This is a genomic window from Bradyrhizobium sp. LLZ17 (assembly GCF_041200145.1).
In the GTDB taxonomy this organism is placed as follows: Bacteria; Pseudomonadota; Alphaproteobacteria; order Rhizobiales; family Xanthobacteraceae; genus Bradyrhizobium.
Genome location: NZ_CP165734.1, coordinates 4,210,732 through 4,235,441, shown reverse-complemented (window position 1 = coordinate 4,235,441; position 24,710 = coordinate 4,210,732). Strand labels below are relative to the sequence as shown.

Genomic DNA, 24,710 nt, shown 5'->3' with positions numbered 1-24,710 from the left:
CAGGGCTATTCAATGCGCATCGCGATGATCGGCACGGGCTATGTGGGACTGGTGTCCGGAGCCTGCTTTGCGGATTTCGGTCACGACATCACCTGCGTCGACAAGGACGAGAAGAAGATCGCGGCACTGCATCGCGGCGAGATCCCGATCTACGAGCCCGGGCTGGACGAGCTGGTCGCGAGCAACGTCAAGGCCAAGCGGCTCGACTTCACCACCGACCTGTCTAAGCCGGTCGCGGACGCCGATGCGGTTTTCATCGCGGTCGGCACGCCGTCGCGCCGTGGTGACGGTCACGCCGATCTCTCCTATGTCTACGCTGCCGCGAAAGAGATCGCGCAGTCACTCACCGGCTTCACGGTCGTGGTGACCAAGTCGACCGTTCCGGTCGGCACCGGCGATGAGGTCGAGCGCATCATTCGCGAGACCAATCCGTTAGCCGACGTGGTCGTTGCCTCCAACCCCGAGTTCCTGCGTGAGGGCGCCGCGATCCGCGATTTCAAGTTCCCCGACCGTGTCGTCGTCGGCACCTCGGACGAGCGCGGCCGCAAGCTGATGGGCGACATCTATCGCCCGCTCTCGCTGAACCAGGCGCCGCTGATGTTCACGGAGCGCCGCACCGCCGAGATGATCAAATACGCGGCGAACGCGTTTCTCGCGACCAAGATCACTTTCATCAACGAGATCGCAGACCTGTCCGAGAAAGTCGGCGCCAACGTGCAGGAGGTCGCGCGCGGCATTGGCCTGGACAACCGCATCGGCACCAAGTTCCTGCACGCCGGTCCCGGCTTCGGCGGCTCCTGCTTCCCAAAGGATACCAAGGCGCTGATTAAGATCGCGCAGGACTACGACGTGTCCTTGCGCATCGTCGAATCCGTGCTCGCGGTCAACGAGAACCGCAAGCGCGCGATGGCGCGGAAAGTCAGCCAGGCGCTCGGCGGCTCGCTGCGCGGCAAGACCATCGCGGTGCTCGGTCTCACCTTCAAGCCCGACACCGACGACATGCGCGATGCGCCGTCGATTCCGCTGGTCACCGGCCTTCTCGATATGGGCGCCAAGGTCAAGGCCTTCGATCCCGTCGGGATGGAGCAGGCCAAGGGTGAGCTGCCCAACATCATCTATTGCGAGGACGCCTATTCCTGCGCGCAAGGTGCCGACGCTATCGTTATCGTCACGGAATGGGTGCAGTTCCGCGCGCTCGATCTCGACCGGCTGAAGGCGACCATGGCACAGCCCGTCATCGTCGACTTGCGCAACATCTACCGCCCCGAAGAGATGGCCGCCGCCGGCTTCGTCTATGAGAGCATCGGGCGGTCGTCGGTGCAGGGCTAGCGATCAACGTTGCAACGATTCCGTCATGGCCGGGCTTGTCCCGGCCATCCACGTCTGTTTTCTAGTCTAAAGACGTGGTTGCCCGGGACTTCTGCGCGAAGACGCGCTTCGCGCTTTTTCCCGGGCATGACGAACGGATTGCCAATTGCCCCGCAGCTTCGACACGCCCCTCCCGATCGATGCCGTGCTCGACGACCTCTCGCGCACGCTGGAGGCGCATGCCGCCGCCGTGCTGGTGGCACCGCCCGGCGCCGGCAAGACCACGCGGGTGCCGCTGGCGCTGCTGGATGCGCCCTGGGCCAAGGGCAAAAAGATCATCGTGCTGGAGCCGCGGCGCATCGCGGCTCGCGCCAGCGCCGATCGCATGGCCAAGTCGCTCGGCGAGCGCGCAGGCGAGACCGTCGGCTATCGCGTTCGCTTCGGCTCGAAAATATCGCGCGCGACCCGCATCGAGGTGGTGACGGAGGGCATTTTTACACGCCAGATCCTCGACGACCCCGAGCTCTCCGGCATTGCGGCCGTCCTGTTCGACGAATTCCACGAACGCTCGCTCGACGCCGATCTCGGCCTCGCGCTGGCGCGCGATGCGCAGCTGGGCCTCCGCGAGGATCTGCGCATCCTGGTGATGTCCGCAACGCTCGACGGCGCGCGCGTCGCCAGGCTGCTCGGCGAGGCTCCCGTCGTCGAAAGCGAGGGCCGCGCGTTTCCGGTCGAGACGCGCTATCTCGGCCGCAAGGCGGATGTGCAGGTTGAGAGGCAGATGGCGGATGCGATCGCCTCTGCGCTCCGCGCCCATGCGGGGTCCGTCTTGGCGTTCCTGCCGGGTGCTGCGGAAATCCGCCGCACCCAGAACTTCCTCGCTGAACGGGTGCAGGATGCCTCCATCGAGATCGTGCCGCTGTTCGGCGCTCTCGATGCCGCCGTGCAGGATCGCGCCATCTCGCCGGCGCCCAAGGGCATGCGCAAGGTGGTGCTGGCGACCTCGATCGCCGAGACCTCGCTGACTATCGAGGGCGTGCGCATCGTGGTCGATTCCGGTCTCGCCCGCGTGCCGCGCTACGAGCCTGATATCGGGCTGACGCGGCTCGAAACCGTGCGCGCCTCGCGCGCGGCGGCGGACCAGCGCCGCGGTCGCGCCGGCCGCACCGAACCCGGCGTTTGCTACCGGCTGTGGGACGAGCCGCAGACGGCGTCACTTGCGCCCTATACCCAGCCGGAAATCCTCAGTGCCGATCTGTCCTCGCTGGTGCTCGATCTGGCGCAATGGGGCGTCGCTGACCCCGCCGCCCTGTCGTTCCTCGATCCGCCGCCGCAGCCGGCCTGGAAGGAGGCCAAGAGCCTGCTTACCGAGCTGAATGCGCTTGATGGCGACGGCCGCATCACTGCGGAAGGCAAGAGCCTGCGCGCGCTGGCACTGCCGCCGCGGCTCGCGCGCATGATCGTGGATTCGCACCGCCAAGGTGCGGGTGAGGCCGCCGCCGAGATTGCCGCCATCCTCACCGAGCGCGGGCTCGGCGGAGACAGCGCCGACCTGGAGCACAGGCGCGACCAGTTCCGCCGCGACCGCTCGCCGCGCGCGTCGAGCGCGCGCGACCTGGCGCGGCGCTGGGCTTCGCAGGTCGCGGCCTCAGAGAAGGCCGCCGAGCGGGATCATCTCTCGACCGGGCTGATGCTCGCCTACGCTTTCCCGGATCGTGTCGCGCGCAACCGCGGCAACGGCAGTTTCGTGCTCGCCAATGGCCGCGGTGCCGCGGTGGAGCAGATCTCGCCGCTCGCGCGCGCGCCCTATATCGCCATTGGCGAGATGACGGGGACGGCCGCGAGCGGCCGCATCCTGCTCGCCGCGCAAATCACCGAGGGCGAGATCGAGCGGCATTTCGCCGAGCATATCGAGACGGTGGACGAGATCTCCTTCGACCGCGGCGCGATGGCACTGCGCGCGCGGCGCAAGCGCGCCCTGCACGCGATTACGCTGTCCGAGGCGACGCTGGCGGTGTCGCCGTCGGAGGAGACCGCGCGCATCTTCGCGGATGGGTTGATCGCAGCCGGTCTCGACCGCTTACCATGGTCGAAGGCTGCCAAACAATGGCGCGACCGTGTGATGTTCCTGCGCAAGGCGGAAGGCGAGAGCTGGCCTGATCTGTCGGATGATGGTCTGATCGCGCGGCGCGATGATTGGCTGGTACCGGCGCTCTACGGCAAGACCGCGCTCAAGGATATCTCGGCCGGCGATCTCTCCGATGCACAGATGGCGTTGCTGCCCTGGGAGATGCGCGCCCGGCTCGAGCGCGAAGCGCCGACGCATTTCGAGGCGCCGACCGGCACGGTGCTCGCGATCGACTACGAGGCCGAGCAGGGGCCGACCATCGCGGTGCGGCTCCAGGAATTGTTCGGGCTCAACACCCATCCGTCGATCGCGGCCGGCAAGGTGCCGCTGGTGCTGGAATTGCTGTCGCCGGCGCAGCGCCCGGTGCAGGTGACGCGCGATCTTCCCGGTTTTTGGCGCTGCAGCTACAGCGCGGTGCGCTCGGACCTGCGCGGACGCTATCCGCGGCACCCCTGGCCGGAGGATCCGGCCAGGGCATTGCCAACCCGGCGGGTCAAACCGCGGGGCACTTGAGTCATCAGAGAGCGGATTAACCCTTCGCTCATCCTTTTCGGCAAAATGACACCGGCCCAGTCGCGGCTTCGCTCGCGGGCTGGCACGCCGCGTGGTCAAATCGTGCCTTCAGTTCCGAGTGGTGTCATGCGTAACATAATGATCTTCGCGGCCATCATGATTGGGCTGGGCACCTTCATGGCGCAGATGGCGGACAGGATGAGCTCCGCCTCGGCGACATCGGTGCCGCTTACGGTAGCAGTTGCGTCCAACGCGCCAACCGGCGGTCGCAGCCTCAGCATCCCCCGGGACGGTCGCGGCCATTTCCAGACTGACGGCCGTATCGATGGCCAGCGCATCGGCTTCATGGTCGACACCGGCGCCTCCGTGGTCGCGCTGAACGAGAGCTCGGCGGCGCGCTTCGGCCTGCGTCCCTCGCGCAGCGAGTACAACGCGACTGTCTCCACCGCCAACGGCACCATCAAGGCTGCCCGCACCCGCATCGCCATGCTCGACGTCGGCGGCCTCGTCGTGCGCGACGTCGATGCCATGGTGCTGCCGGACGAGGCGCTGTCGGAGAACCTGCTCGGCCTCTCCTTCCTGTCCCGCCTGAAGCGTTTCGAATATTCCAACGGTCAGATGGTGCTGGAGCAGTAAGGCCGGCACCGCGTACCGCAGGCTCGGCCGTGGTCGCACCGAAGTCTTAGGACCCGCGCTGCACGACGGTCGTCCAGTATCGCGGATAGCCCGGCAGCTGAGTTCGGAGCCAGCGATAGGGCGCGCGTAACCAAGGATTGAGTTGCGGGGTCAAATTATCCAGCACGAGGTCGCCGCTCTTGGTCCGTACCACGAGAACCAGATGGTGCTCGCCCGATGGGATCTCGACCTCGCTCAGCAGCAGCGTCCGCGCGGGCCATCCGCGCTCCAGAAGCGTGTGTCGTTTGCTGACGGCGTAGTCGTTGCAGTCGCCGCGTTCCGGATAGATGAGCCAGGTTTCCCCGGCCAGACCGAGATCATTCCGTTCGGGAATGATGGCGCGGTTCGCGGCCTGGTTGACCTCTTTCAGCTCGGTCCATCGCGCCTCGGTCAGCGGGACGGGGCCGCCGCGAAACATCGGGCGCGCGCGGCATTCGTCCTGATAACGCAGACAGAACATGGTGAACGCCATCGGCGCAAGCGCTGGGTCTTTGAACTTGATCTGCTGGATCGCGGAGAGCAGGCCGATCGGCATGCCCAACAATCCCGAATGGGCTTGCGGACAGGCGATCGTGATTGCCGCGGCGGCGACCGCAGCCAGGACTAGCATCCTGCGCATGCTTCTTCTCCCATATCTCTGTCGCGGAGAAAGTTCTAGACACGTTTTGAAATCCACTTCGATTGGTCCTCCAAACAAGGTCGAACGCCATTGCGATCACGGAGTATTTGCCAAGCGGGACGGGGTAATCCTTCGGCGACACGCTCGGCTTTTGCCGGTTTGCCTCAGAACCGATCGCGCGACCGGACAGAGCGTTCGGTACGCAAGCCGTACCGCTAGCCGCTGCCAATCTGCCGCAATTTTCGGCCACAAGCCGCCCATGCCGCCTTTCGCTGAGCCTTTGCTTTGGCTATGGCTCAAGCGTTCACCATCCGCGTTTTCAAGAGGCCTCCTCGATGTTCCCCAAGCCGAAATCCGTGTTGCTGCCCAACACCTATGCCTTCGAATCCGAGCCGATGGTGAAGGCCACCGGTTTTCGCGAATACGACGCGCGCTGGCTGTTCCAGAAGGAAATCAACCTGATGGGTGTGCAGGCGCTCGGCATGGGGCTGGGCGCGCTGATCGCCGAGCTCGGCGTCAAGCAGGAGATCGTCACCGGCCATGATTTCCGCAGCTATTCGGCCTCGATCAAATACGCGCTGATCTCGGGCCTGATGGCGGCGGGCTGCAAGGTCCACGACATCGGGCTTGCGGTGACGCCGATGGCGTATTTTGCGCAGTTCGATCTCGACGTGCCCTGCTGCGCCATGGTCACCGCTTCGCACAACGACAACGGCTGGACCGGCGTGAAGATGGGCGCCAACCGCCCGATGACGTTCGGCCCCGACGAGATGACTCGGTTGAAAGAAATCGTGCTCAACGCCGACTTCAAGAACAAGGCCGGCGGCTCCTACCAATTCCATGAAAACTATCCGGCGCGCTACATCGCCGATCTCACCAGCCGTCCGAAGCTGAAGCGCAAGCTCAAGGTGGTCGCCGCCTGCGGCAACGGCACCGCCGGTGCGTTCGCCCCCCAGGTGCTGGAAGCGATCGGCTGCGAGGTGATCCCGCTCGACACCGAGCTCGACCATACCTTCCCGAAATACAATCCGAACCCCGAAGACATGGAGATGCTGCACGCGATCCGCGAGGCGGTGCTGCAGCACAAGGCCGATGTTGGCCTCGGCTTCGACGGTGACGGCGACCGCTGCGGCGTTGTCGACAACACCGGCGAGGAGATTTTTGCCGACAAGGTCGGCGTGATGCTGGCGCGCGACATGTCGGCGATCCACAAGGACGCGCAGTTCGTCGTCGACGTGAAGTCGACCGGCCTGTTCGTCACCGATCCCGTGCTGCAGAAGCAGGGCGCGAAGGTCGCCTATTGGAAGACCGGTCATTCCTACATGAAGCGCCGCACCCACGAGATGGGCGCGCTCGCTGGCTTCGAGAAGTCCGGCCACTTCTTCTTCAACAAGCCGTACGGTCGCGGCTATGACGACGGCCTGGTCTCGGCGATTGCGATCTGCGACATGCTCGATCGCGCGCCCGGCAAGTCGATGGCCGACCTGAAGGACGCGCTGCCGAAGACCTGGTCGTCGCCGACGATGTCGCCGCATTGCGCCGACGAGGTCAAATACGGCGTCATCGACGCCGTGGTGAAGCATTTTGAAGATTTGCAGGCCAAGGGCGCCAGGATCGGCGGTCAGGCGATCCGCGATCTCGTCACGGTCAACGGCGTGCGCGTCACGGTCGAGGACGGCAGCTGGGGTCTGATGCGCGCCTCCTCCAACAAGCCCGAACTCGTGGTCGTGGTCGAGAGCCCGGTCTCCGAGCAGCGGATGCACGACATGTTCGAGATGGTGAACAGCGTGCTGCGCACCCATCCGCAAGTCGGGGAGTACAATCAGAAGATTTGAAGTGGCGAGTGCGTATCAGACGCACCGTGTCATGCCCCGCGCAGGCGGGGCACCCAGTACGCCGCGGCTTCTCGATCGATTTCAGGCGTCACGGAGTACTGGATCGCCCGATCAAGCCGGGCGATGACAGCTTCGGTGCGGTGAAACCTACGCCACCACCGCCGGGATCGGCAGCGCCGTGACCGACTTGATCTTCTCCATCGCGAAGCGCGAGGTGACGTTCTTCAGCGGCACGGCGCTGATCAGCTTCTTGTAAAACACGTCATAGGCCTGCATGTCCGCGACCACGACGCGCAGCATGTAATCGACGTCGCCGGCCATGCGGTAGAACTCCATCACCTCGGGCATCGCACTGACGGCTTCGGCGAACTTCTTGAGCCAGGCGTCCGAATGGTCGGAGCTCTCGACCGAGACGAACACGGAGATGCCGAGCCCGATCTTGTTCTGGTCGACGAGGGCCACCCGCTTGATGATCACGCCGTCAGCTTCCAGGCGCTGGATGCGCTTCCAGCAGGGCGTCGAGGACAGCCCGACACGGTCGCCGATCTCGGCAACCGACAGGGAGGCATCGTCCTGGAGCACCATCAGGATCTTGCGATCGATGGCGTCGAGGCGGCGGCTGGTCTCGGGGAGTTGGACAGCGAGGTCAGTCATTTGAAGAACTTTGTTCCATTATGTGGACTTCTTTACCTCATATATAGAAAAATCTTCTATCGCAAGTCCATAATCTTGGCGGGCGACTTAGGCTGGCTCCTGGTAGCTGCGCAAAAACTCTTCAACTTCAATAAGTTGTGGAGCAGCTAGGCCGCCGCCATGGCGGGTGCATTTCAGCGCTGCTGCCGCCGCAGCGAATCGCAGCGCCTCACGCACGTCGCCGGTTTGAGCCAAGCGAAGCGTAAAGGCGCCATGGAAGACGTCGCCGGCGCCGAGCGTATCGACCGCCTGGACCGGAAAGGCCGCCGTCTCCTCCAGAGCGCCCGCCTCGTTCAGCCAGATCGTACCGCGCGGGCCGCGGGTGGCGGCCAGGAAGGCCGGTGTCAGCCCGGAGAGGCGCTTCAAGGCCTCGCCGTCATCGGCCACATCGGCGGTTTCCTGCACCTGCCCGCTGGCGAACAGCAGATGCGAGGCGTCGGTCAGCAAGCGGTCAGTCAGCGCCATCGCGCGGTCGACGCCGACAATGACGGCTATGCCGCGGCGGCGCGCTTCGAGGCAGATTTCGGTGCAGAACGGGGCGCAGCGGCTTTCGACCAGAACCGCCCGGCAGTCGGCCAGCAGCTCGTCAGCCTCCGGCAGCCTCACGCGCCACAGCGCAGGGTCGCGATAGATGGTGAGCGTTCGTTCGCCGGAGGGCTCGATCATGATCGCAGAGACCGGAGTCATGAGACCCGGCATGCGCACGATATGCGTGGTATCGACACCGTCGGCGGCCATCAGCTCGAGGATGAAACGGCTCGACGTTTCCTGCGCATCGCCCATCGGACCGGCGAACGCGACGCGGCCGCCGAGCCGGGCGATGGCGATCGCGGCATTGAGCGCGTTGCCGCCGCAGATCTCCGCAAGGTGACTGGCATTGGCCTTGCTGCCGCGCTCAGGCACGGCCTCGACGCGAAAGATGAGGTCGCGCACGGGAATGCCTATGCAGAGGATGCGCGGCGCGATCCCGGCCATCGGCGATCTCAGCTCAAGCGCCGCTCTTGTCGTGCACCCAGCGGCCGAGCAGATGATGGGCGATGGCGAAGGGATGCGGGCCGGCGAGCCCGTCGGGATGCGTTCGCGTCAACATCAGGGCTGCCTCCTCGCGTGTGAACCAGCGCGCATCCTCCAGCTCGGAGTGATCGACGACGATGTCCTCGCTCACGGCCCGCGCGCTGCAACCGATCATCAGCGACGACGGATACGGCCAGGGCTGGGTCATGTAATACTGCACTTCGGTGCAGCTGATGCCGGACTCTTCGAGGATCTCGCGGCGCACCGCATCCTCGATCGTCTCGGCGGCCTCGACGAAGCCGGCGAGGCAGGAATACATGCCCGGCGGAAACTGCTTCTGGCGCCCGAGCAGGCATTTTTCGCCGGAAGCCACCAGCATGATCACGACCGGATCGGTGCGGGGAAAGTGCTCGGCCTTGCAGGAAGGGCATTCGCGCTTCCAGCCGCCTTCCTTCATCGCGCTGCGCGCGCCGCAATTGGCGCAATAGCCGTGGCGCTGGTGCCAGCTCACCATCGATTTCGCCATCGCGATCGCCGAGAGCTCTTGCGGTGGAATCGCGCCCTGCATCGCCATGCCGCGCAGCTCGGTGACGGTATAGTCCTCCCGCCCGATCAGCTTCTCGGCGGCGGCCTGCGGCATCCCCATGCCGAACACGGCCGCACCATCGCGCAGCCCTAAGAAAATCGTGCCGGGATTGGCGCCGCACTTTAGGGCCTCGTCGATTGCCAGCAACGCGCGCGCCTTTTCGCCTTCGCGCTTCACCAGCAGCAAGTCGCGGTAGACGACATAGGCGCGCGATGAGACCTTCTGCTCCATCGCGAACAGTTTTTCCTCGTCGCGGCGCAGATGCGCGGCGCGATCGAGCACGTTGGTGACGAAGGCCGGTTGCCCCAGCGGAAAGGAATCGAATGCTGACATTTGTTCTTTCAACCCAACCAGATTTTTCGGCGAAGCGCGCTGATGAAACTCTGCACCTCGGTGGCGTCATGCGCCAAGGGCTTCATCACCCCCACACCGGCCGCGGCCAGGCGGCGTCACTGCTCCGGCGCGCGATGATGTGCACGTGCAGCTGCGGCACGAGGTTGCCGAGCGCCGCGATATTGAGCTTGTCGCATTGGGTGATCTCCTTCAGCGCGCGCGAGACGCGGGAGATCTCCGTCATCAGCTGCGCCTGCTGCACTTCATCGAGATCGATGATCTCGACTGCATCCGCGCGCCGCGGCACCAGCAGCAGCCAGGGATAATGCGCGTCCTTGATGACCAGCACCTTCGATAGCGGCAAGTCGCCGATGTCGATGGTGTCCTCTTTCAGGCGGGAGTGCAGCGACCAGGCGGGTTCAGACATGAAGGCTTCCGGATGGCCCGATGGGGCTTGTTTGGCCGGACCATACGACACGCAGTTGACGAGGGGAAGGTTGGGGCTCCGCTATCACTGCATACTCGATCGTCGTCCCGGACAAGCGCAGCGAAGCGGAGCGCAGATCCGGGACCCATATCCCCAGGAAGAAGTTTGGCGAAAGCTCGTAGTGAAGAGTCTTCCCGTGGGACGACCGCCAGCTTCTCGGCGTCCATCTCGGCCCTCCATCACGTTCTGAAGCGTCGTCATGTGCGGGAATATATTGAAATGCTGGAACACCATGCCGGTGGTGGCACGGAATGTTGCGAGTGTCTTGACGTCCGGCAGCCTTGCGCCATCGCCGAATGTGAAGTGCGTGTCGCCGACGCGGACGCTGCCGCCGTCGGGCGCGACCAGGAGATTGATGCAGCGGAGCAGCGTCGACTTGCCGTCGAGAAAGAGCCAGTGATAGCTCCAGAGGATGCCAAAGTCCCACTGATACATACTCTTTTGGGCCTCAGTCGCGAAGAAGTTTGGTCAGGCAGAGCGGCGGTCTCACTGCACCTCTCCCGCTTGCGGGAGAGGTCGGTGCGCGGCAGCGCGCCGGGTGAGGGCTGTTTCCTCTTGGGGAGTCTCCCTGGAGGAGAGACCCTCACCCCAACCCTCTCCCGCAAGCGGGAGAGGGGGCGCACCGCGTAGCGGATAGGGTCCGACTCAAACTCATCGCCTACAGCGAAACGCTCGGCGGAATGTCCGCTTCGGTCACGCCCATCAGCTCCATGTTCGTGACGATCGCGTTGCGGATGAAGCCGAGACCCTTGTTGAAGTCGATCCAGGTGTTGAGGTAGTCGCGTCAGGTGTTGTCGCTCTCGCGGCGGAAGCCGGCATTCGACGTCGTGGCGAAAATCGGCGTCGGCAGCACGAAACTGGCCGAGCGAAGGATTCTTCTTCAAAACCGTCAGCGACACCATGGTGATCAGGCACAGCGTCGACGCGGCCGGTCTGGAGCGCGGCGGTGGCATCGTCGGCGCTCTTCAGCCGCGGGATCTGCGCCTTTGGTGTCAGCCAGCTGACGACCTGGTCGTGCGGCGAGCCCTGGTCGACCGCGATGGAGTTCCGGCAGCGTTCCAAGGCGCCCTCGGCAGTGAAAGCACAGCCTATCGGCTGGGCACACCGGGAATTGCCCGGAGGCCAGGCATGCCAATGCCAAGCCAAGGATAAATCGAGGCTAAGCCCAGCCCGTCCAAGATGATACCCGCTTGCTTTCCCGCCCTTTTGGCTCCAAATAGGCACCGGGAGATTGGCGGTGGACGAGCCACTCGCCAACCGGGTCAGGTCCGGAAGGAAGCAGCCCTAACGAGGTCCGGATCGGGTCGCTCGTCAGTCTCCTACCGTTTTTTCGAGCGAATTGCGCCGGCGGCTCAAACCGCCAGCGCGCTCCTTTCCGCAAAGCCGGCTGAGAGAGATTTCATTGCGGATCGACCGATGACCGATGCTGGCGCCCCTCCCAATTCCGATAGCGCCAGCCAGGCCGGCTTTGCACTCGGCGCGCCGGCGGGCACGCCCTACCGGGTGCTGGCACGCAAATATCGCCCCTCCAGCTTTGACGATCTGATCGGCCAGGAAGCCGTGGTTCGCACCGTCTCCAATGCGTTCGAAACCGGGCGCATTCCGCAGGCGTGGATTCTCACCGGCGTCCGCGGCGTCGGCAAGACCACCACCGCGCGCATCCTTGCCCGTGCGCTAAACTACGAGATCCCGGACGGCTCGGTGAAGGGGCCGACCGTCCACATGCCGACACTGGGCGTGCATTGCCAGGCGATCATGGAAAGCCGGCACATGGACGTGCTGGAGATGGACGCGGCGTCGCATACCGGCGTCGACGACGTCCGCCAGATCAATGACAGCGTGCGCTATGCCCCTGCCAGCGCCCGCTACAAGGTCTACATCATCGATGAAGTCCACATGCTGTCGACGGCGGCGTTCAATGCCTTCCTGAAGACGCTGGAGGAACCGCCGGAGCACGCCAAATTCGTGTTCGCGACGACAGAGATCCGAAAAGTTCCGGTGACCGTGCTGTCGCGCTGCCAGCGTTTTGATCTGCGCCGGGTCGAGGCCGACGTGCTGATGAAGCACCTCGCCAACATCGCTGCGAAGGAAAACGTCGAGATCGAGCCCGAGGCGCTCGGCATCATCGCGCGCGCGGCGGAAGGTTCCGTGCGTGATTCGCTGTCGCTGCTCGACCAGGCGATCGCGCATGCGGCGGGCACCGTGAAGGCCGATGCTATCAGGCAGATGCTGGGGCTCGCCGACCGCACCCGCGTCATCGATCTCTTCGATTCGCTGGCGCGTGGCGACATCGCGGCCGCCTTCAAGGAGTTCCGCGACCAGTACGACGTCGGGGCTGACCCCATCGTGGTGCTCTCGGATCTCGCCGAATTCGTCAACTTCGTCACCCGCGTCAAGATCGTGCCGGCGACCGCGGACAATGTCGCCTATGGCGAGACCGAGCGCGTGCGCGCACGTGAATTCGCGTCCAAGATCTCGATGCGCGTGCTGTCGCGGATGTGGCAGATGCTGCTCAAGGGCATTACCGAGGTGCAGGCCGCGACGCGCCCGGCGGCTGCCGCCGAGATGGTGCTGGTGCGCATCGCCTATGTCGCCGACCTGCCGACGCCGGACGAAGCCATCAAAATGCTGGAACAGAACGGCGGCGGTTCGCCGGTCGTGAGCGGCAGCAGTGCCGCGCGCAGTACGCCGGCAGCACCTGTTGCCTCGGCGGCGCCTGTTCGCGCGCCGACCTCGTCGCCTTCATCGTTCGGCGGCGGCGCCCGGCCGCAGATGGCCGCGCCCGCGCCGGATCCGCAAGCTGCCGCCCCCGCGCTGCGGGTCACGAGCTTCACCCAGCTCGTCGCGCTCGCCGGCCAGAAACGCGACCTGATGACCAAGGGCGCGCTCGAAAGCGACATGCGCCTCGTCCGTTTCGAGGAAGGCCGGCTCGAGATCGCGCTCGAGCCGAATGCCTCCAAGACCATGATCACCGAGCTCGCACGCAAGTTCGAACTCTGGACCGGCCGCCGCTGGACCGTGATCGTCTCCAATGAACAGGGCCAGCCGACGCTGCGCTCGGTGAACCAGGCCGCCAAGCAGGAGCACGCACGTACCGCGGAAGCCGATCCGCGCGTTCAGGAGGTGCTGTCGCGTTTCCCCGGTGCGAAGGTCGTCGAGGTCCGCAGGCTTGCCCCCGAGACGCCGGAAACCAATATTAATGCGGACTATGGCAGTGACGATCCGCCCGACGATTCCGACGGCGACGATCTCTGAGCCAGTTTTGAGGACACGCACCGATGGCTGATTTTCTCGGCATGATGAAGCAGGCGGCGCAGCTGCAATCCAAGATGCAGGAGATGCAGGAGCAGCTTGCCAATGTAGAGGTCGAGGGTATCTCCGGCGGCGGCCTGGTCGCCGTGCGGATGACCGCGAAGATGGACGTCAAGGGCGTCAAGATCGACCCCTCGCTGATGAAGCCGGAAGAGCGCGAGGTGCTGGAGGACCTTCTGGTCACCGCGCTCGGTGACGCTCGCCGCAAGGCGGAGACGGCGATGCAGGAAAAGATGCAGTCGCTCACCGGCGGGCTCGGCCTGCCGCCGGGGCTGTTCGGCCAATAATATGGGCGCGGTTGCAGGTCCCGAAATCGAGCGGCTGGTGCAGCTTCTCGCACGGCTGCCGGGCCTCGGTCCGCGCTCCGCGCGGCGCGCGGCCCTGCATCTGATCAAGAAGCGCGAAGCGCTGATGATGCCGCTGTCCTCGGCCCTGCAAGTGGCGCTCGACAAGGTTCAGGTCTGCAGAACCTGCGGCAACATCGACACCCAAAATCCCTGCACGGTCTGCGTCGATCCGCGGCGCGATCCGTCGATCATCGTCGTCGTCGCCGATGTCGCCGATCTCTGGGCGCTGGAGCGGGCCAATGCGACTCAAGGTCGTTACCATGTGTTAGGGGCGACCTTGTCGCCGCTCGACGGCGTCGGCCCGCAGGATCTGACCATCGACGCGCTGGTCGCGCGCGCGCATGATGCGCAAGTCCACGAAATCATCCTGGCGCTGAACGCGACGGTGGACGGCCAGACCACAGCGCACTACATCACCGACCTGCTTCAGGACGCCAACGTAAAAGTAACGCGTCTCGCCCATGGTGTGCCGGTCGGTGGCGAGCTTGATTATCTCGATGAAGGGACGCTGTCGGCCGCGATGCGGCAGCGGACCCTGTTCTAGCAATCCAGAAGTTACGGAACGGACCACATGACGAAACTTTTCGCCACGCGATTGGCTTTGGCCGCGATGATAACAGTGCTGGTGACCCCGGCCTTCTCCGCGCAGCAGGACGACGAGGCGTTGCCGCCTTCAAAGCCCGGCAAGCCGATCAACGCCGGCGAGGTGCTCTCCGGCGAGCTGAACACCATGAAAGTGCGCGACGTCAAGAACGCCGGCAAGAGGGTTGCGACCTACCAGATCACGTCCGAGCCGCGCCGCCTGCCGCCGCCGAACGGGCTGTGCAATCTCGAGACCGGGCCGGAGACCTTCCAGCTCGTCCCCAATGGCGATGCCCAGGCTGCGCAGTTGAAGACGTTTGCCGGCAAGGAGATCTCGGTCAAGGTCGACGAAGTCGCCTGCGCCAGCGATCCCGGCCAGATGAGCGAAGCCGTGATCACGAAGTGGAGTTTGGTGAGGAAGCAGTAGGGGGTCCGCTCTGCTCTCGTCGTCGTTGCGAGGAGCCCTTGCGACGAAGCATCCAGACTGGTTCTGAGGAGAGATTCTGGATTGCTTCGCTTCGCTCGCAATGCCGAGTGTGAGGCGGCGCCCTGCTAAATCCGCACCGGCCCCAGCGTCTCGAAATGCCGTCGCTTCTGCAGCCATGTCAGCAGGACGAGGCTCGGGATCGCCACCAGCACGCAGATCACGAAGAACAGCGGCCATCCGGTCGCCTTGGCGACATAGCCCGCACCCGATGAGAGATACGTTCGTCCAACTGCCGCCAGCGCGGTGAGCAGCGCATATTGCGTCGCCGTGTGCAGCGGGTTCTGACACAGCGCCGAGAGATAGGCGACGAAGATCACGGTGCCGATCGCGCTGGTGAAGTTCTCGCAGGTGATGGCGAAGGCCAGCGCCCATTGGCTGGTGCCCACGAAGGCCAGCCAGGAGAAGGAGAAGTTGGCGAGCGCCTGCAAGACGCCGCCGATCCACAGCGACGTCGCCAGCGAATAGCGCCGCGCGACAAAGCCGCCGGCAAAGCCGCCGATCAGCGTCGCGGCGAGGCCGACGCCCTTCACGATCGCGGCATAGTCGTTGCGGGAGAACCCGAGGTCGATCACGAACGGCGCTGTCATGGTGCCGGAGAACGCGTCGGTGAACTTGAACAGCACGACGAAGATGAGCGCGGCGAGCGCGTCCTTGCGCGACAGGAATTCCGAGAAGGCGCCGATCGCGGCGTGGAGCACGCGCGCAAAGGCCGTCTCGGTGTGTGTCGCTGCTTCGGCCCGCGCCGATTGCTCGGGCTCGGTGGCGACCAATGCCGTGACCGTCCCGATCAGCACCATCGCTGCCATCACCACATAGCCCCACGTCCAGGCGGATGCGCGCGCAATGCCGGTGCTCTCGAAACCGGAGACAATGAACAGCGCGCCGGCGGTCGAGACCAGCATGCCGATGCGATAGGCCGCGACATAGGATGCCATGCCGGCGGCCTGCTCGCTCTCGGGCAGGCTCTCGACGCGGAAGGCATCGACCACGATGTCCTGCGTCGACGACGTCGTCGCCACCAGCAGCGCGCCGAGCGCGACGTAGAACGGCGAGCGCGCGGGATCGGTCAGCGCCAACAGCAGGATCGCGATGATCAGCAGCAGCTGCGAGAACAGCAGCCACCCGCGCCGCCGGCCGAACGCGCGGGTGAACAGCGGCACATGCAGCGCATCCACCAGCGGCGCCCACAGGAATTTCAGCGTGTACGGCGTGCCGACCAGCGCGAACAGCCCGATGGTGCCGAGGTCGACGCCGGATTCCCGCATCCAAACCAGCAAGGTCGACCCCGACAGCGCCAGCGGCAGCCCGGAGGAGAAGCCGAGAAACAGCACGATCAGCACCCGCGATTGCAGGTACACGGCGAGGCTGTCGCGCCACGAGATGGTGTCTGTTCCGGCGGCGGAGGTCGCGTCGGGTGCGGTCATGGGCAGGTGTTAGCAGATTCTGGCGGCCACAAGGGAGGTGTCGTTCCCGCCGGCCACAAAGGAGGTGTCGTCGCCCGGCTTGACCGGGCGACCCAGTATTCCAGAGGCCGAAATTAGGGAGGACCAGCGATCCCCGCATAAAGATCGTTCCAATCCGGATTGTCCTTCTCGATTAGCGCGATCTTCCAGGCGCGCTTCCATTTTTTCAGCCGCTTCTCTCGTTTGATGGCGTTCTCGGGGTCATCGAGCTGCTCGAAATAGACCAGTCGAGCGACATCGTACTTCTCCGTGAAGCTCTCGATCAGCTTCGATTTATGCTCGGCCACCCGGCGGATCAGATCATTCGTCACGCCGATATACAACGTTCCGCCGATCTTGCTGGCGAGGATGTAAACGTAGTAGCAGCGTGCCCCCATGCCGCATTCCTCTCGCTGTCATCGTCCGCGAAGGCGGACGATCCAGTAATCACCGGCATCTCGGCTCAATCACCACCGCCGCGGCGTACTGGATGCCCCGCCTTCGCGGGGCATGACGGTGTGCCGGGCCTCACTCCCCCGCTTGCAGCTTCCGTGGGAACAGCTCGGCGGCGCCGGTGGCCACCAAATGCGGGCCTTCGGGGGCGTCGGTCTTGCTGAAATCGAGCTCCTCGATCCGCCCCGCTCGCTTCTCGATCTTGTCGGCGGAGATCAGCACTTGGCGCACGTCCTCGTTGGCGTCGGCAAAATGCTTCTGCAGTTTCAGCACGCGGTCCCTGAGGCGGCCGAGGTCGTCGCCAAGCTTGATCACTTCGGTGCGGATCTGGTCGGCGGCGTCGCGCATGCGCGCGTCCTTCATGATCTGCTGCATCACCTGGATCGCGAGCATCAGCAGCGAGGGCGACACCAGCACCACGCGGGCGCGATAGGCTTTCTGGATCACGTCGTCGAAACCGTCATGGATCTCGGCGTAGACCGATTCCGACGGCACGAACATCAGCGCCATTTCCTGGGTCTCCCCGGCGACCAGATATTTCTCGGCGATGTCGCTGACATGCTTCATCACGTCGGCGCGCAGCCGCTGCGTGGCGATCCGGCGCTCCTCGTCGGTGCGGGCGTCGTGCAGCGCGGTCATCGCCTCCAGCGGAAATTTCGCGTCGATGCAGAGCGGGCGCTGGTCGGGCAAGAACACCACGCAGTCCGGCCGCTTTCCGGTCGAGAGCGTAAACTGGAACTCGTAGGCGCCCTTCGGCAAGCCGTCCTGGACGATCGCCTCCATGCGCGCCTGGCCGAACGCGCCGCGCGACTGCTTGTTGGCGAGCACGTCGCGCAAGGTCGTGACCTGGGTGGTGAGGTCGGTGAGGTTCTTGTGCGCGCTGTCGATGATGCCGAGACGCTCGTGCAGTGCGCGCAGGCTGTCCATGGTGTTGCGAGTGGTGTTCTCCATCGACTGGCCGACGCGGTGGGTCACCGAATCCAGCCGCTCGTTCACCGCGCGCGCCATGTCGGCCTGGCGGCCGGCGAGGGCCTGGGTCATGGCATCCACCCGGCCCGAAGCCTCGCTCTGGGCGTGCAGCATCTGCCTGACGCGCTCCTCGAGCTCGTCGGCGCGGATGGCATTGGCCATCGCGAGTTCCGCGCCGCGCCGCGAGGACCGCGCGATCACGACGGCGATCACTGCCAGCAGGATGAGGACGAGGGCGCAAAAGCCGATCAGCGCGTCGATGGTGCGCACCGGCCAGTCGCCGAGCATGAAGATGATTTCGTTCATGGCCGCCTTTTAGCCGATTCGGCGGGTTTCGCGAACGAATAGCGAACATTTCTGGTTAATGGCCCCTTAATTTTTACGGTTAGCAAAGCCTCAAGTTTTATGGTTAGCGGACCGTTAACGGAGTTCCTCGCTGCATTGACCGCATCGGGCGCGCAGCTTAAATCGCGGCCATGGCCCTCAGAGAAATCATCATCCTGCCCGACAGGCAGCTGCGTCTGGTCTCCAAGCCGATCGAGAAGGTCACGCCGGAGATCCGCAAGCTTGCCGACGACATGTTCGAGACCATGTACGACGCGCCCGGCATCGGGCTCGCGGCGATCCAGGTCGCGCAGCCGCTGCGCCTCATCACCATGGATCTCGCCAAGCGCGACGAGAACGGCGAGACCAATCCGGAGCCGCGCGTCTTCATCAATCCGGAAATTCTGTCCTCGTCCGAGGAGCTGTCGGTCTATGAGGAAGGCTGCCTCTCGATCCCCGAATATTACGAGGAGGTCGAACGCCCCGCCAAGGTGCGCGTGCGCTTCACCGATCTCGACGGCAAGGTGCACGAGGAAGACGCCGAAGGCATCTACGCCACCTGCATCCAGCACGAGATCGATCATCTCAACGGCGTGCTGTTCGTCGACTATCTGTCCAAACTCAAGCGCGACCGCGTGATCAAGAAGTTCGAGAAAGCCGCCAAGCGCGGGGAGTAGGGTATCTGTCATTCCGGGGCGATGCGCAGCATCGAACCCGGAACCGAGATTCTCAGGCGCGCAATTGCGCGCCGTAGTTCGGCTGTTCGAGCCGCCCGGAATGATCGTCAGTGGATCGCGTTTCTCGCAGGTTTTTCACATGCCCCTTCGCCTGATCTTCATGGGCACGCCCGACTTCTCCGTGCCGACGCTGTTCGAGCTCGTCGCGCATGGCCACGAGATCGTCGCCGTCTACACCCGCGCGCCGAAGCCGGGCGGGCGGCGCGGCCTGCAATTGCAGCCGACCCCGGTGGAAGAAGCCGCGCGAAAGCTCGGCATTCCCGTGCTGACGCCGAAGACGCTGAAGACACCGGAGGCGCTGGACGAATTCCGCGCGTTCGACGCTGATGCTGCGGTCGTCGTCGCCTACGGCATGATCCTGCCGCAGGCCATTCTCGATGCGCCGAAGCTCGGCTGCTACAATCTGCACGCCTCGCTGCTGCCGCGCTGGCGCGGCGCCGCGCCGATCAACCGCGCCATCATGGCCGGCGACGCCGAGAGCGGCGTGATGGTGATGAAGATGGATGTCGGGCTTGATACCGGCGACGTCGCCATGGCCGAGCGCATTGCGATCACGGACGCCATGACCGCAGCCGATCTGCACGATCGCCTGTCCCGGCTCGGCGCCGATCTGATGGTGCGCGCCATGGCGGCGCTCGACCGCGGTGCCCTTCAGCTCAGGAAGCAGAGCGAGGACGGCGTCACCTACGCCGCCAAGATCGACAAGGCCGAGGCCCGGATCGACTGGACCAAACCCGCGCGCGACGTGCTGCGTCACATCCACGGATTGTCGCCTTTTCCCGGCGCCTGGAGCGAGCTCGCAGACGTCGGCGAAAACGCGCGCGTAAAAATCCTGCGCTGCGAGTTTGCCAAAGGCGCAGGTGCCCCGGGCGAAGTGCTCGACGACCAGCTCACCGTCGCGTGCGGCGAGGGCGCGATCCGCATTCTCGAGCTGCAGCGCGAAGGCAAGGCGCGGATGCAGGCCGTCGACTTCCTGCGCGGCGTGCCGGTGAAGCAGGTGCCAAATTCATCTAGCACTGTCATACCCCGCGAAGGCGGGGTATCCAGTACGCCGAGGCTTCTCGGCTTAACAGAGATGTCTCGGAGTACTGGATCGCCCGGTCAAGCCGGGCGATGACACCATCCGGATTGAGATGCCCCGCTACAAGCTCACCATCGAATATGACGGCGCGCCGTTCTTCGGCTGGCAGGTGCAGGAGACGCTGCCCTCGGTGCAGGGCGCGCTCGAAGCGGCGGTGAAGGCGATGACCGGCGCGGATTTGCGGGTGCATGGTGCCGGCCGCACCGATGCCGGCGTGCATGCGCGCGGCCAGGTCGCTCATGTCGACGTCGAGAAGCAGTTTCCGCCGGGGCGTTTTCGCGACGGTCTCAACGCACATCTGCGCCCACATCCGATCGCGGTGCTCGAAGCCGAGATCGTCCCTGACAGCTTCGAGGCGCGCTTCTCGGCGATCAAGCGCCACTATCGCTACCGCATCGTCAACACCCGCGCCAATCTCGCCCTCGATATCGGCCACGCCTGGCGCGTGCCGCGCCGGCTCGACAGCAACGCGATGCATGCCGCCGCGCAGCGCCTGCTCGGCAAGCACGATTTCACGACGTTCCGCGACACCGAGTGCCAGGCCAAATCGCCGGAGAAGACGCTCGATCAGCTCGATGTGCTGCGCGACGGCCGCGAGATCACCATCGTCACCTCGGCGCGCTCGTTCCTGCACAGCCAGGTGCGCTCGATGGTGGGCTCGCTGGTGTGGGTCGGCGACGGCCGCTGGACCGCAGACGATCTCGCCGCGGCACTCGCCGCCCGCAACCGCGCCGCCTGCGGCATCGTCGCTCCGCCGGACGGGCTGTATCTGATGAAGGTGGATTATTGATTGGGGCGAGGGCCTGCGCTCTCGCAACACCCATCATTGTCATGCCCCGGCTTGACCGGGGCATCCAGTACGCCGCGGCCTCTCGGCTCAGTCACTGCCGTCTCTGGAATACTGGATCGCCCGATCAAGTCGGGCGATGACAGCGGAGGGCTCGCGAAGATCGCGTCTACCCAAAATACCTCTGCAAAATCCCGCGATACACCTGCGTCAGCTTCTGCAGATCCGCCACCGGCACGCGTTCGTCGACCTGGTGCATGGTCTGGCCGACCAGGCCGAATTCGATGACCGGGCAATAGCTCGAGATGAAACGCGCGTCCGAGGTGCCGCCTGAGGTCGACAGCTCCGGCTTGCGTCCGGTGACCTCCTCGATCGCCGACACGGCAAGATCGGTGAACGGGCCGGGCTGGGTGACGAACACGTTGGAGTTCGACGGCTCCCAGACGATGCGGGCGCGGATGCGGTTGCCGCAGGCTTTTGTCAGCCGCGTCTCGACCAGCTCGCGCAGGCTCGCCTGGGTGTGGTTGTCGTTGTAGCGGATGTTGAACTTGGCGCGCGCCTCACCGGGGATGACGTTGTAGGCCTTGTTGCCGACGTCGACCGAGGTGAATTCGAGATTGGAGGCCTGGAACTGCGCGCTGCCATGGTCGAGCGGCTCGTCGGAGATCGCCACGATCAGCCGCGAAATATCCGGCACCGGATTGGACGCGCGGTGCGGATAGGCGACATGGCCCTGCACGCCGTCGACGTAAAGCGTGCCGGATTGCGAGCCGCGGCGGCCGACCTTGATGGTGTCGCCGAGCGTCTCGACATTGGAGGGCTCGCCGAGCACGCAATGATCGAATGTCTCGCCGCGCTCGGCCGTCCATTTGAGCAGCTTGACGGTGCCGTTGATCGAGACGTCTTCCTCGTCGCCGGTGATCAGGAAGGAAATCGAGCCCTTTCCATCATTGCGCGGCTTGCCGCCATTCGCGGCGAGATGCTCCAGCACCGCCGCAATCGAGCAGGCGATGCCGCCCTTCATATCGACCGCGCCGCGGCCGTGCAGGAAACCATCCTTCACCTCGCCCGAGAACGCGCCGACGCTCCAGGCGGTCTCGTCGCCCGGCGGCACCACGTCGGTGTGGCCGGCAAAGGTGATGTGCGGCCCTTCGCTGCCGATCCGCGCATAGAGATTGTCGACGTCCGCGGTGCCGTGCTCGCTGAAGGTCACGCGATGGCAAACGAAGCCGGCTTCCGTGAGGGCCTTTTCGAGCACCCCGAGTGCGCCGGCATCGGCCGGGGTCACCGAGGGGCAGCGGATCAGATCGCGGGCAATGGAGAGAGCATCGGTCATGCGCTCCGCTTAACATGCATGCCGCCGGGCGGGCTAGCACTCGGCGGGACAATTTCGACTTCGCTCTGCTGGTCCCAGCTTTTTGCAGGGGACGAGGCGGATGCCGAGCTGTCCTCGGTTTCAGCCAGAGGGTCGGGGCCAAACCGGTTGTGGCCCGAGGTGCCGCGCAGGCAGAACATGTCGACGAGACCCCACAGCCACAGGATGGAGGCTGCCAGGGTGAACGGAACAACCCAGTTGGACTTCGGCAACAGGTCCGAGAACTGGTCGAACAGGCCGGGCACGACGAAGAAGGGGATCATCCACCAGCCGCTCCTGTTGCGATCGTGCAGCCGCTTGTTGGCGGTTGCGAGATAAATCCACAGAAACAGCGGCGTTGCGGACAGCTTGAAGATCAGGGTTGGGCGGTCTGCGGATCTCAGCAAACGGTACGACCTCGGATCGACAGCGTTGAAGAGCTCGTCGAGATTGAAGTCGAGGGAGAAGATAAGGGTGGTGGTGGTGGTGGTGGATTTGTGGCCGTTGAAGACGTTGATAGCCTCACCGATGGTCCCGAGTACGGCTGCCAGCAGCATGACGATCAGCAGCGCCTGCCACAGCAGGGCGCGGTTGATGCGGCCGTCGAAGCGGAAGAGATACCAGGTCCAGTCCATGCCAATGGCTCCGGGCGGTCGGGCCGCCCGGTGATTTGTCGCGATTGAGGAAGGGTGGGTTCGATGCGGCAAGCTGGTGCCGCAAGTCACCTCGCCCCGCTTGCGGGGAGAGGTCGGATCGCTCTTGCGATCCGGGTGAGGGGGTACAGGTCTCGCGGCCATCTCATCCGCGGAGAGAAGCCCCTCACCCCAACCCTCTCCCCGTAAGAACGGGGAGAGGGGGAAGATAGAGTCTTAATCCCGCAGCAGCTCGTTGATGCTGGTCTTTGAGCGCGTGCGCTCGTCGACGCGCTTGACGATCACGGCGCAGGCGGTGCTGGGGCCGATCTGGCCGTTCTTCATGGGCTTGCCGGGCAGCGCGCCCGGCACCACTACGGAATATTCCGGCACCTCGCCGATGAAGATCTCGCCGGTCTCGCGATCGACGATCTTGGTCGAAGCGCCCAGAAACACGCCCATCGCCAGCACCGCGCCCTTGCGCACGATGACGCCTTCGGCGACCTCGGAGCGCGCGCCGATGAAGCAGTCGTCCTCGACGATCACGGGCTCGGCCTGCAGCGGCTCGAGCACGCCGCCGATACCGACGCCGCCGGAAATGTGTACGCGCTTGCCGATCTGCGCGCAGGAGCCGACCGTCGACCAGGTGTCGATCATGGTGCTCTCATCGACATAGGCGCCGAGATTGACGAAGGACGGCATCAGCACGACGTTGCGGGCGATGAAAGCGGAGCGGCGCACGATCGCGCCGGGCACCGCGCGAAAGCCGGCGTCGCGAAAACGGTTCTCGCCCCAGCCGTCGAACTTCGAGGGCACCTTGTCCCACCAGGTCGCCTTGCCCGGACCGCCGGGAATGGCGCCCATGTCGTTGAGGCGGAACGACAGCAGCACGGCCTTCTTCAGCCACTGATTGACCTTCCACTTGCCGTCAGCCCCGCGCTCGGCCACACGCGCTTCGCCCTTGTCCAAGATCTCCAGCGCATGATCCACCGCGTCGCGCACCTCGCCCTTGGTCGAGGTCGAGATGCCGTCGCGCGCCTCGAAGGCGCCGTTGATGGTGGATTCGAGGGCGGGGAGGGACATCGGGATTTCCTCAGAGGCGGGCGGGAATTTGCGGTGATTTGCAGCGCTTTTTCGGGATTTGGGGGGACGGAGTCAAGCTTCGTTCGATGTCATCACCGCGATGGCCGTAGCCCGGAAGGAGCGAAGCGCATTCCGGGGCGGTCTCACCGCAACAAAGCCCCCGGATTTCGCTCGCGCTCCATCCGGGCTACCGCTCAAAGAGACAGCTTGGCCAAAAACCCCGCCAGATCATCCGTGACGTGGTCGACATGGGCGGCATCGCGGCCCTCCAGCTCCCAATCTTCACGCACCACCTCCTTGGTATCATCAGGCACCACCAGCACCGTACTCATGCCCAGCTGATGCGGGACGGTGAGGTTGCGGGCGAGGTCCTCGAACATCGCGGCGCGCACCGGATCGACCGCATGGTCCGCGAGAAATTTTTGATAGGTCTGCGGCGCCGGTTTCGGTTCGAAGCCGGCGGCGATGATGTCGAACACGCCGTCGAAATGCGCGGCCAGGCCGAGCCGCGCCAGCACCGCATCGACATGGTCGACCGAGCCGTTGGTCAGGATCAGCTTGCGTCCGGGCAGCTTTGCGATGGCAGCGCCGAGCGCCGGGTTCGGCTCCAGCGGCGAGTGGTCGATCTTGTGGACGTAAGCGAGATAATCGTCGGCGCGCACGCCATGCAGGGTCATCATGCCGCGCATGGTGGTGCCGAAGCGCCGGTAATAATCCTTCTGGATCTTGCGCGCTTGGTCCGGGCTCAGGTTCAGCCAGCTGCAGACGAACTCCCCGATCCGCGCATCGACCTGCTGCCACAGATTGACGTGATGCGGGTAGAGCGTGTTGTCGAGGTCGAACACCCAGGTGTCGACGTGAGTGAAGATGCGGGTGGATTTCATTGCGGCTCTCTATCAGTTGGCGTGGCAGCCGCCAGACATTCCGTC

21 protein-coding genes, 1 other RNA gene and 4 pseudogenes are annotated in these 24,710 nt (G+C 64.8%); 12 read left to right on the top strand and 14 right to left on the bottom strand.

Going from position 1 to position 24,710, the window contains the following annotated elements:
- The first annotated feature begins 12 nt into the window (after positions 1 to 12).
- The 3 genes from AB8Z38_RS20440 to AB8Z38_RS20430 all read left to right on the top strand — a co-directional run bounded on the left by AB8Z38_RS20440 (position 13) and on the right by AB8Z38_RS20430 (position 4,585).
- Positions 13 to 1,329 carry a UDP-glucose/GDP-mannose dehydrogenase family protein gene (locus AB8Z38_RS20440; RefSeq protein ID WP_369719653.1) on the top strand — a complete coding sequence of 439 codons (1,317 nt, stop codon included), beginning with the start codon at positions 13 to 15 and terminating at the stop codon, positions 1,327 to 1,329.
- Between the two features lie 145 nt (positions 1,330 to 1,474).
- The gene (hrpB, locus tag AB8Z38_RS20435) at positions 1,475 to 3,949 is read left to right on the top strand and encodes an ATP-dependent helicase HrpB (protein ID WP_369719652.1); all 2,475 of its coding nucleotides are present in this window, start codon (positions 1,475 to 1,477) and stop codon (positions 3,947 to 3,949) included.
- Between the two features lie 126 nt (positions 3,950 to 4,075).
- Entirely contained in the window at positions 4,076 to 4,585 is a 510-nt protein-coding gene (locus tag AB8Z38_RS20430) for a TIGR02281 family clan AA aspartic protease (protein WP_369719651.1), read from the top strand.
- A gap of 46 nt (positions 4,586 to 4,631) precedes the next feature.
- Here AB8Z38_RS20430 and AB8Z38_RS20425 read toward each other — a convergent pair whose 3' ends face one another.
- Positions 4,632 to 5,159 (bottom strand): transglutaminase-like cysteine peptidase, encoded by a 528-nt coding sequence (locus AB8Z38_RS20425; RefSeq protein WP_369719650.1) that lies wholly within the window; start codon positions 5,157 to 5,159, stop codon positions 4,632 to 4,634.
- A gap of 419 nt (positions 5,160 to 5,578) precedes the next feature.
- Between AB8Z38_RS20425 and AB8Z38_RS20420 the strand changes: the two genes are divergently transcribed.
- Positions 5,579 to 7,078 (top strand): phosphomannomutase/phosphoglucomutase, encoded by a 1,500-nt coding sequence (locus AB8Z38_RS20420; RefSeq protein WP_369719649.1) that lies wholly within the window; start codon positions 5,579 to 5,581, stop codon positions 7,076 to 7,078.
- 147 nt (positions 7,079 to 7,225) lie between these two features.
- Here the strand turns inward: AB8Z38_RS20420 and AB8Z38_RS20415 are convergent, their stop codons facing one another.
- The 6 genes and pseudogenes from AB8Z38_RS20415 to AB8Z38_RS20390 form a co-directional block, all read right to left on the bottom strand.
- Complete coding sequence (locus tag AB8Z38_RS20415) at positions 7,226 to 7,732, bottom strand: Lrp/AsnC family transcriptional regulator (RefSeq protein WP_369719648.1); 507 nt, start codon at positions 7,730 to 7,732, stop codon at positions 7,226 to 7,228.
- A gap of 87 nt (positions 7,733 to 7,819) precedes the next feature.
- A complete protein-coding gene (locus AB8Z38_RS20410; RefSeq protein ID WP_369719647.1) occupies positions 7,820 to 8,746 on the bottom strand; it encodes a sugar kinase in 927 nt (308 codons plus the stop codon).
- A gap of 13 nt (positions 8,747 to 8,759) precedes the next feature.
- Positions 8,760 to 9,704, bottom strand: a complete 945-nt coding sequence (gene nudC, locus AB8Z38_RS20405; RefSeq protein ID WP_369719646.1) for an NAD(+) diphosphatase — start codon at positions 9,702 to 9,704, stop codon at positions 8,760 to 8,762.
- Between the two features lie 8 nt (positions 9,705 to 9,712).
- Positions 9,713 to 10,131 (bottom strand): annotated as a pseudogene (locus AB8Z38_RS20400) (HIT domain-containing protein).
- A 231-nt stretch (positions 10,132 to 10,362) separates the two neighbouring features.
- Positions 10,363 to 10,572, bottom strand: a pseudogene (locus tag AB8Z38_RS20395) (ATP-binding cassette domain-containing protein); the annotation flags it as partial.
- Between the two features lie 277 nt (positions 10,573 to 10,849).
- A pseudogene (locus AB8Z38_RS20390) lies at positions 10,850 to 11,232 on the bottom strand (transporter substrate-binding domain-containing protein); the annotation flags it as partial.
- A 185-nt stretch (positions 11,233 to 11,417) separates the two neighbouring features.
- Between AB8Z38_RS20390 and ffs the strand changes: the two are divergent.
- The 5 genes from ffs (at position 11,418) to AB8Z38_RS20365 (ending at position 14,859) form a co-directional block, all read left to right on the top strand.
- Positions 11,418 to 11,514, top strand: an RNA gene (gene ffs, locus AB8Z38_RS20385) — signal recognition particle sRNA small type.
- Between the two features lie 93 nt (positions 11,515 to 11,607).
- On the top strand, positions 11,608 to 13,446 hold the full coding sequence (locus AB8Z38_RS20380) for a DNA polymerase III subunit gamma/tau (protein WP_369719645.1): 1,839 nt from the start codon (positions 11,608 to 11,610) through the stop codon (positions 13,444 to 13,446).
- Positions 13,447 to 13,469: 23 nt separating this feature from the next.
- Entirely contained in the window at positions 13,470 to 13,790 is a 321-nt protein-coding gene (locus AB8Z38_RS20375; RefSeq protein WP_369719644.1) for a YbaB/EbfC family nucleoid-associated protein, read from the top strand.
- A gap of 1 nt (position 13,791) precedes the next feature.
- Positions 13,792 to 14,394: a recombination mediator RecR gene (recR, locus tag AB8Z38_RS20370; RefSeq protein ID WP_369719643.1), complete on the top strand. Its 603-nt coding sequence runs from the start codon at positions 13,792 to 13,794 to the stop codon at positions 14,392 to 14,394.
- Between the two features lie 27 nt (positions 14,395 to 14,421).
- Positions 14,422 to 14,859 carry a hypothetical protein gene (locus AB8Z38_RS20365; RefSeq protein ID WP_369719642.1) on the top strand — a complete coding sequence of 146 codons (438 nt, stop codon included), beginning with the start codon at positions 14,422 to 14,424 and terminating at the stop codon, positions 14,857 to 14,859.
- A gap of 125 nt (positions 14,860 to 14,984) precedes the next feature.
- Here the strand turns inward: AB8Z38_RS20365 and AB8Z38_RS20360 are convergent, their stop codons facing one another.
- The 3 genes from AB8Z38_RS20360 to rmuC form a co-directional block, all read right to left on the bottom strand.
- A complete protein-coding gene (locus tag AB8Z38_RS20360) occupies positions 14,985 to 16,343 on the bottom strand; it encodes an MFS transporter (protein ID WP_369719641.1) in 1,359 nt (452 codons plus the stop codon).
- 113 nt (positions 16,344 to 16,456) lie between these two features.
- Entirely contained in the window at positions 16,457 to 16,759 is a 303-nt protein-coding gene (locus tag AB8Z38_RS20355; protein ID WP_369719640.1) for a GIY-YIG nuclease family protein, read from the bottom strand.
- Positions 16,760 to 16,889: 130 nt separating this feature from the next.
- Positions 16,890 to 18,089 carry a DNA recombination protein RmuC gene (gene rmuC / locus AB8Z38_RS20350; protein WP_369719639.1) on the bottom strand — a complete coding sequence of 400 codons (1,200 nt, stop codon included), beginning with the start codon at positions 18,087 to 18,089 and terminating at the stop codon, positions 16,890 to 16,892.
- Positions 18,090 to 18,259: 170 nt separating this feature from the next.
- Here rmuC and def point away from each other — a divergent pair, with 170 nt between their 5' ends.
- From def to truA, 3 genes and pseudogenes are all read left to right on the top strand, one after another.
- Positions 18,260 to 18,784 (top strand): peptide deformylase, encoded by a 525-nt coding sequence (gene def / locus AB8Z38_RS20345; protein ID WP_369719638.1) that lies wholly within the window; start codon positions 18,260 to 18,262, stop codon positions 18,782 to 18,784.
- A 139-nt stretch (positions 18,785 to 18,923) separates the two neighbouring features.
- Positions 18,924 to 19,858 (top strand): annotated as a pseudogene (gene fmt / locus AB8Z38_RS20340) (methionyl-tRNA formyltransferase).
- Between the two features lie 119 nt (positions 19,859 to 19,977).
- Positions 19,978 to 20,715 carry a tRNA pseudouridine(38-40) synthase TruA gene (truA, locus tag AB8Z38_RS20335; protein WP_369719637.1) on the top strand — a complete coding sequence of 246 codons (738 nt, stop codon included), beginning with the start codon at positions 19,978 to 19,980 and terminating at the stop codon, positions 20,713 to 20,715.
- A 166-nt stretch (positions 20,716 to 20,881) separates the two neighbouring features.
- Here truA and dapE read toward each other — a convergent pair whose 3' ends face one another.
- From dapE to AB8Z38_RS20315, 4 genes are all read right to left on the bottom strand, one after another.
- Entirely contained in the window at positions 20,882 to 22,048 is a 1,167-nt protein-coding gene (gene dapE, locus AB8Z38_RS20330) for a succinyl-diaminopimelate desuccinylase (RefSeq protein ID WP_369719636.1), read from the bottom strand.
- Positions 22,045 to 22,701: a DUF805 domain-containing protein gene (locus AB8Z38_RS20325; RefSeq protein ID WP_369719635.1), complete on the bottom strand. Its 657-nt coding sequence runs from the start codon at positions 22,699 to 22,701 to the stop codon at positions 22,045 to 22,047. Before AB8Z38_RS20325 ends, dapE begins: the two co-directional genes overlap by 4 nt.
- 234 nt (positions 22,702 to 22,935) lie before the next feature.
- Positions 22,936 to 23,781, bottom strand: coding sequence for a 2,3,4,5-tetrahydropyridine-2,6-dicarboxylate N-succinyltransferase (dapD, locus tag AB8Z38_RS20320; protein WP_369719634.1), 846 nt, complete (start codon positions 23,779 to 23,781; stop codon positions 22,936 to 22,938).
- Positions 23,782 to 23,975: 194 nt separating this feature from the next.
- Entirely contained in the window at positions 23,976 to 24,665 is a 690-nt protein-coding gene (locus AB8Z38_RS20315) for a pyrimidine 5'-nucleotidase (RefSeq protein WP_369719633.1), read from the bottom strand.
- Between the last annotated feature and the right edge of the window lie 45 nt (positions 24,666 to 24,710).

Bases quoted from the DNA above. Each gene is read 5' to 3' on its own strand.
- nudC (WP_369719646.1), bottom strand. From the start codon at position 9,704: ATGTCAGCATTCGATTCCTTTCCGCTGGGGCAACCGGCCTTCGTCACC.
- def (WP_369719638.1), top strand. From the start codon at position 18,260: ATGGCCCTCAGAGAAATCATCATCCTGCCCGACAGGCAGCTGCGTCTG.
- AB8Z38_RS20380 (WP_369719645.1), top strand. From the start codon at position 11,608: ATGACCGATGCTGGCGCCCCTCCCAATTCCGATAGCGCCAGCCAGGCC.
- AB8Z38_RS20410 (WP_369719647.1), bottom strand. From the start codon at position 8,746: ATGGCCGGGATCGCGCCGCGCATCCTCTGCATAGGCATTCCCGTGCGC.
- recR (WP_369719643.1), top strand. From the start codon at position 13,792: ATGGGCGCGGTTGCAGGTCCCGAAATCGAGCGGCTGGTGCAGCTTCTC.
- AB8Z38_RS20375 (WP_369719644.1), top strand. From the start codon at position 13,470: ATGGCTGATTTTCTCGGCATGATGAAGCAGGCGGCGCAGCTGCAATCC.
- AB8Z38_RS20430 (WP_369719651.1), top strand. From the start codon at position 4,076: ATGCGTAACATAATGATCTTCGCGGCCATCATGATTGGGCTGGGCACC.
- AB8Z38_RS20415 (WP_369719648.1), bottom strand. From the start codon at position 7,732: ATGACTGACCTCGCTGTCCAACTCCCCGAGACCAGCCGCCGCCTCGAC.
- dapD (WP_369719634.1), bottom strand. From the start codon at position 23,781: ATGTCCCTCCCCGCCCTCGAATCCACCATCAACGGCGCCTTCGAGGCG.
- rmuC (WP_369719639.1), bottom strand. From the start codon at position 18,089: ATGAACGAAATCATCTTCATGCTCGGCGACTGGCCGGTGCGCACCATC.
- AB8Z38_RS20360 (WP_369719641.1), bottom strand. From the start codon at position 16,343: ATGACCGCACCCGACGCGACCTCCGCCGCCGGAACAGACACCATCTCG.
- AB8Z38_RS20365 (WP_369719642.1), top strand. From the start codon at position 14,422: ATGACGAAACTTTTCGCCACGCGATTGGCTTTGGCCGCGATGATAACA.
- AB8Z38_RS20315 (WP_369719633.1), bottom strand. From the start codon at position 24,665: ATGAAATCCACCCGCATCTTCACTCACGTCGACACCTGGGTGTTCGAC.
- AB8Z38_RS20440 (WP_369719653.1), top strand. From the start codon at position 13: ATGCGCATCGCGATGATCGGCACGGGCTATGTGGGACTGGTGTCCGGA.
- truA (WP_369719637.1), top strand. From the start codon at position 19,978: ATGCCCCGCTACAAGCTCACCATCGAATATGACGGCGCGCCGTTCTTC.
- AB8Z38_RS20355 (WP_369719640.1), bottom strand. From the start codon at position 16,759: ATGGGGGCACGCTGCTACTACGTTTACATCCTCGCCAGCAAGATCGGC.
- AB8Z38_RS20325 (WP_369719635.1), bottom strand. From the start codon at position 22,701: ATGGACTGGACCTGGTATCTCTTCCGCTTCGACGGCCGCATCAACCGC.
- dapE (WP_369719636.1), bottom strand. From the start codon at position 22,048: ATGACCGATGCTCTCTCCATTGCCCGCGATCTGATCCGCTGCCCCTCG.
- AB8Z38_RS20425 (WP_369719650.1), bottom strand. From the start codon at position 5,159: ATGCCGATCGGCCTGCTCTCCGCGATCCAGCAGATCAAGTTCAAAGAC.
- AB8Z38_RS20420 (WP_369719649.1), top strand. From the start codon at position 5,579: ATGTTCCCCAAGCCGAAATCCGTGTTGCTGCCCAACACCTATGCCTTC.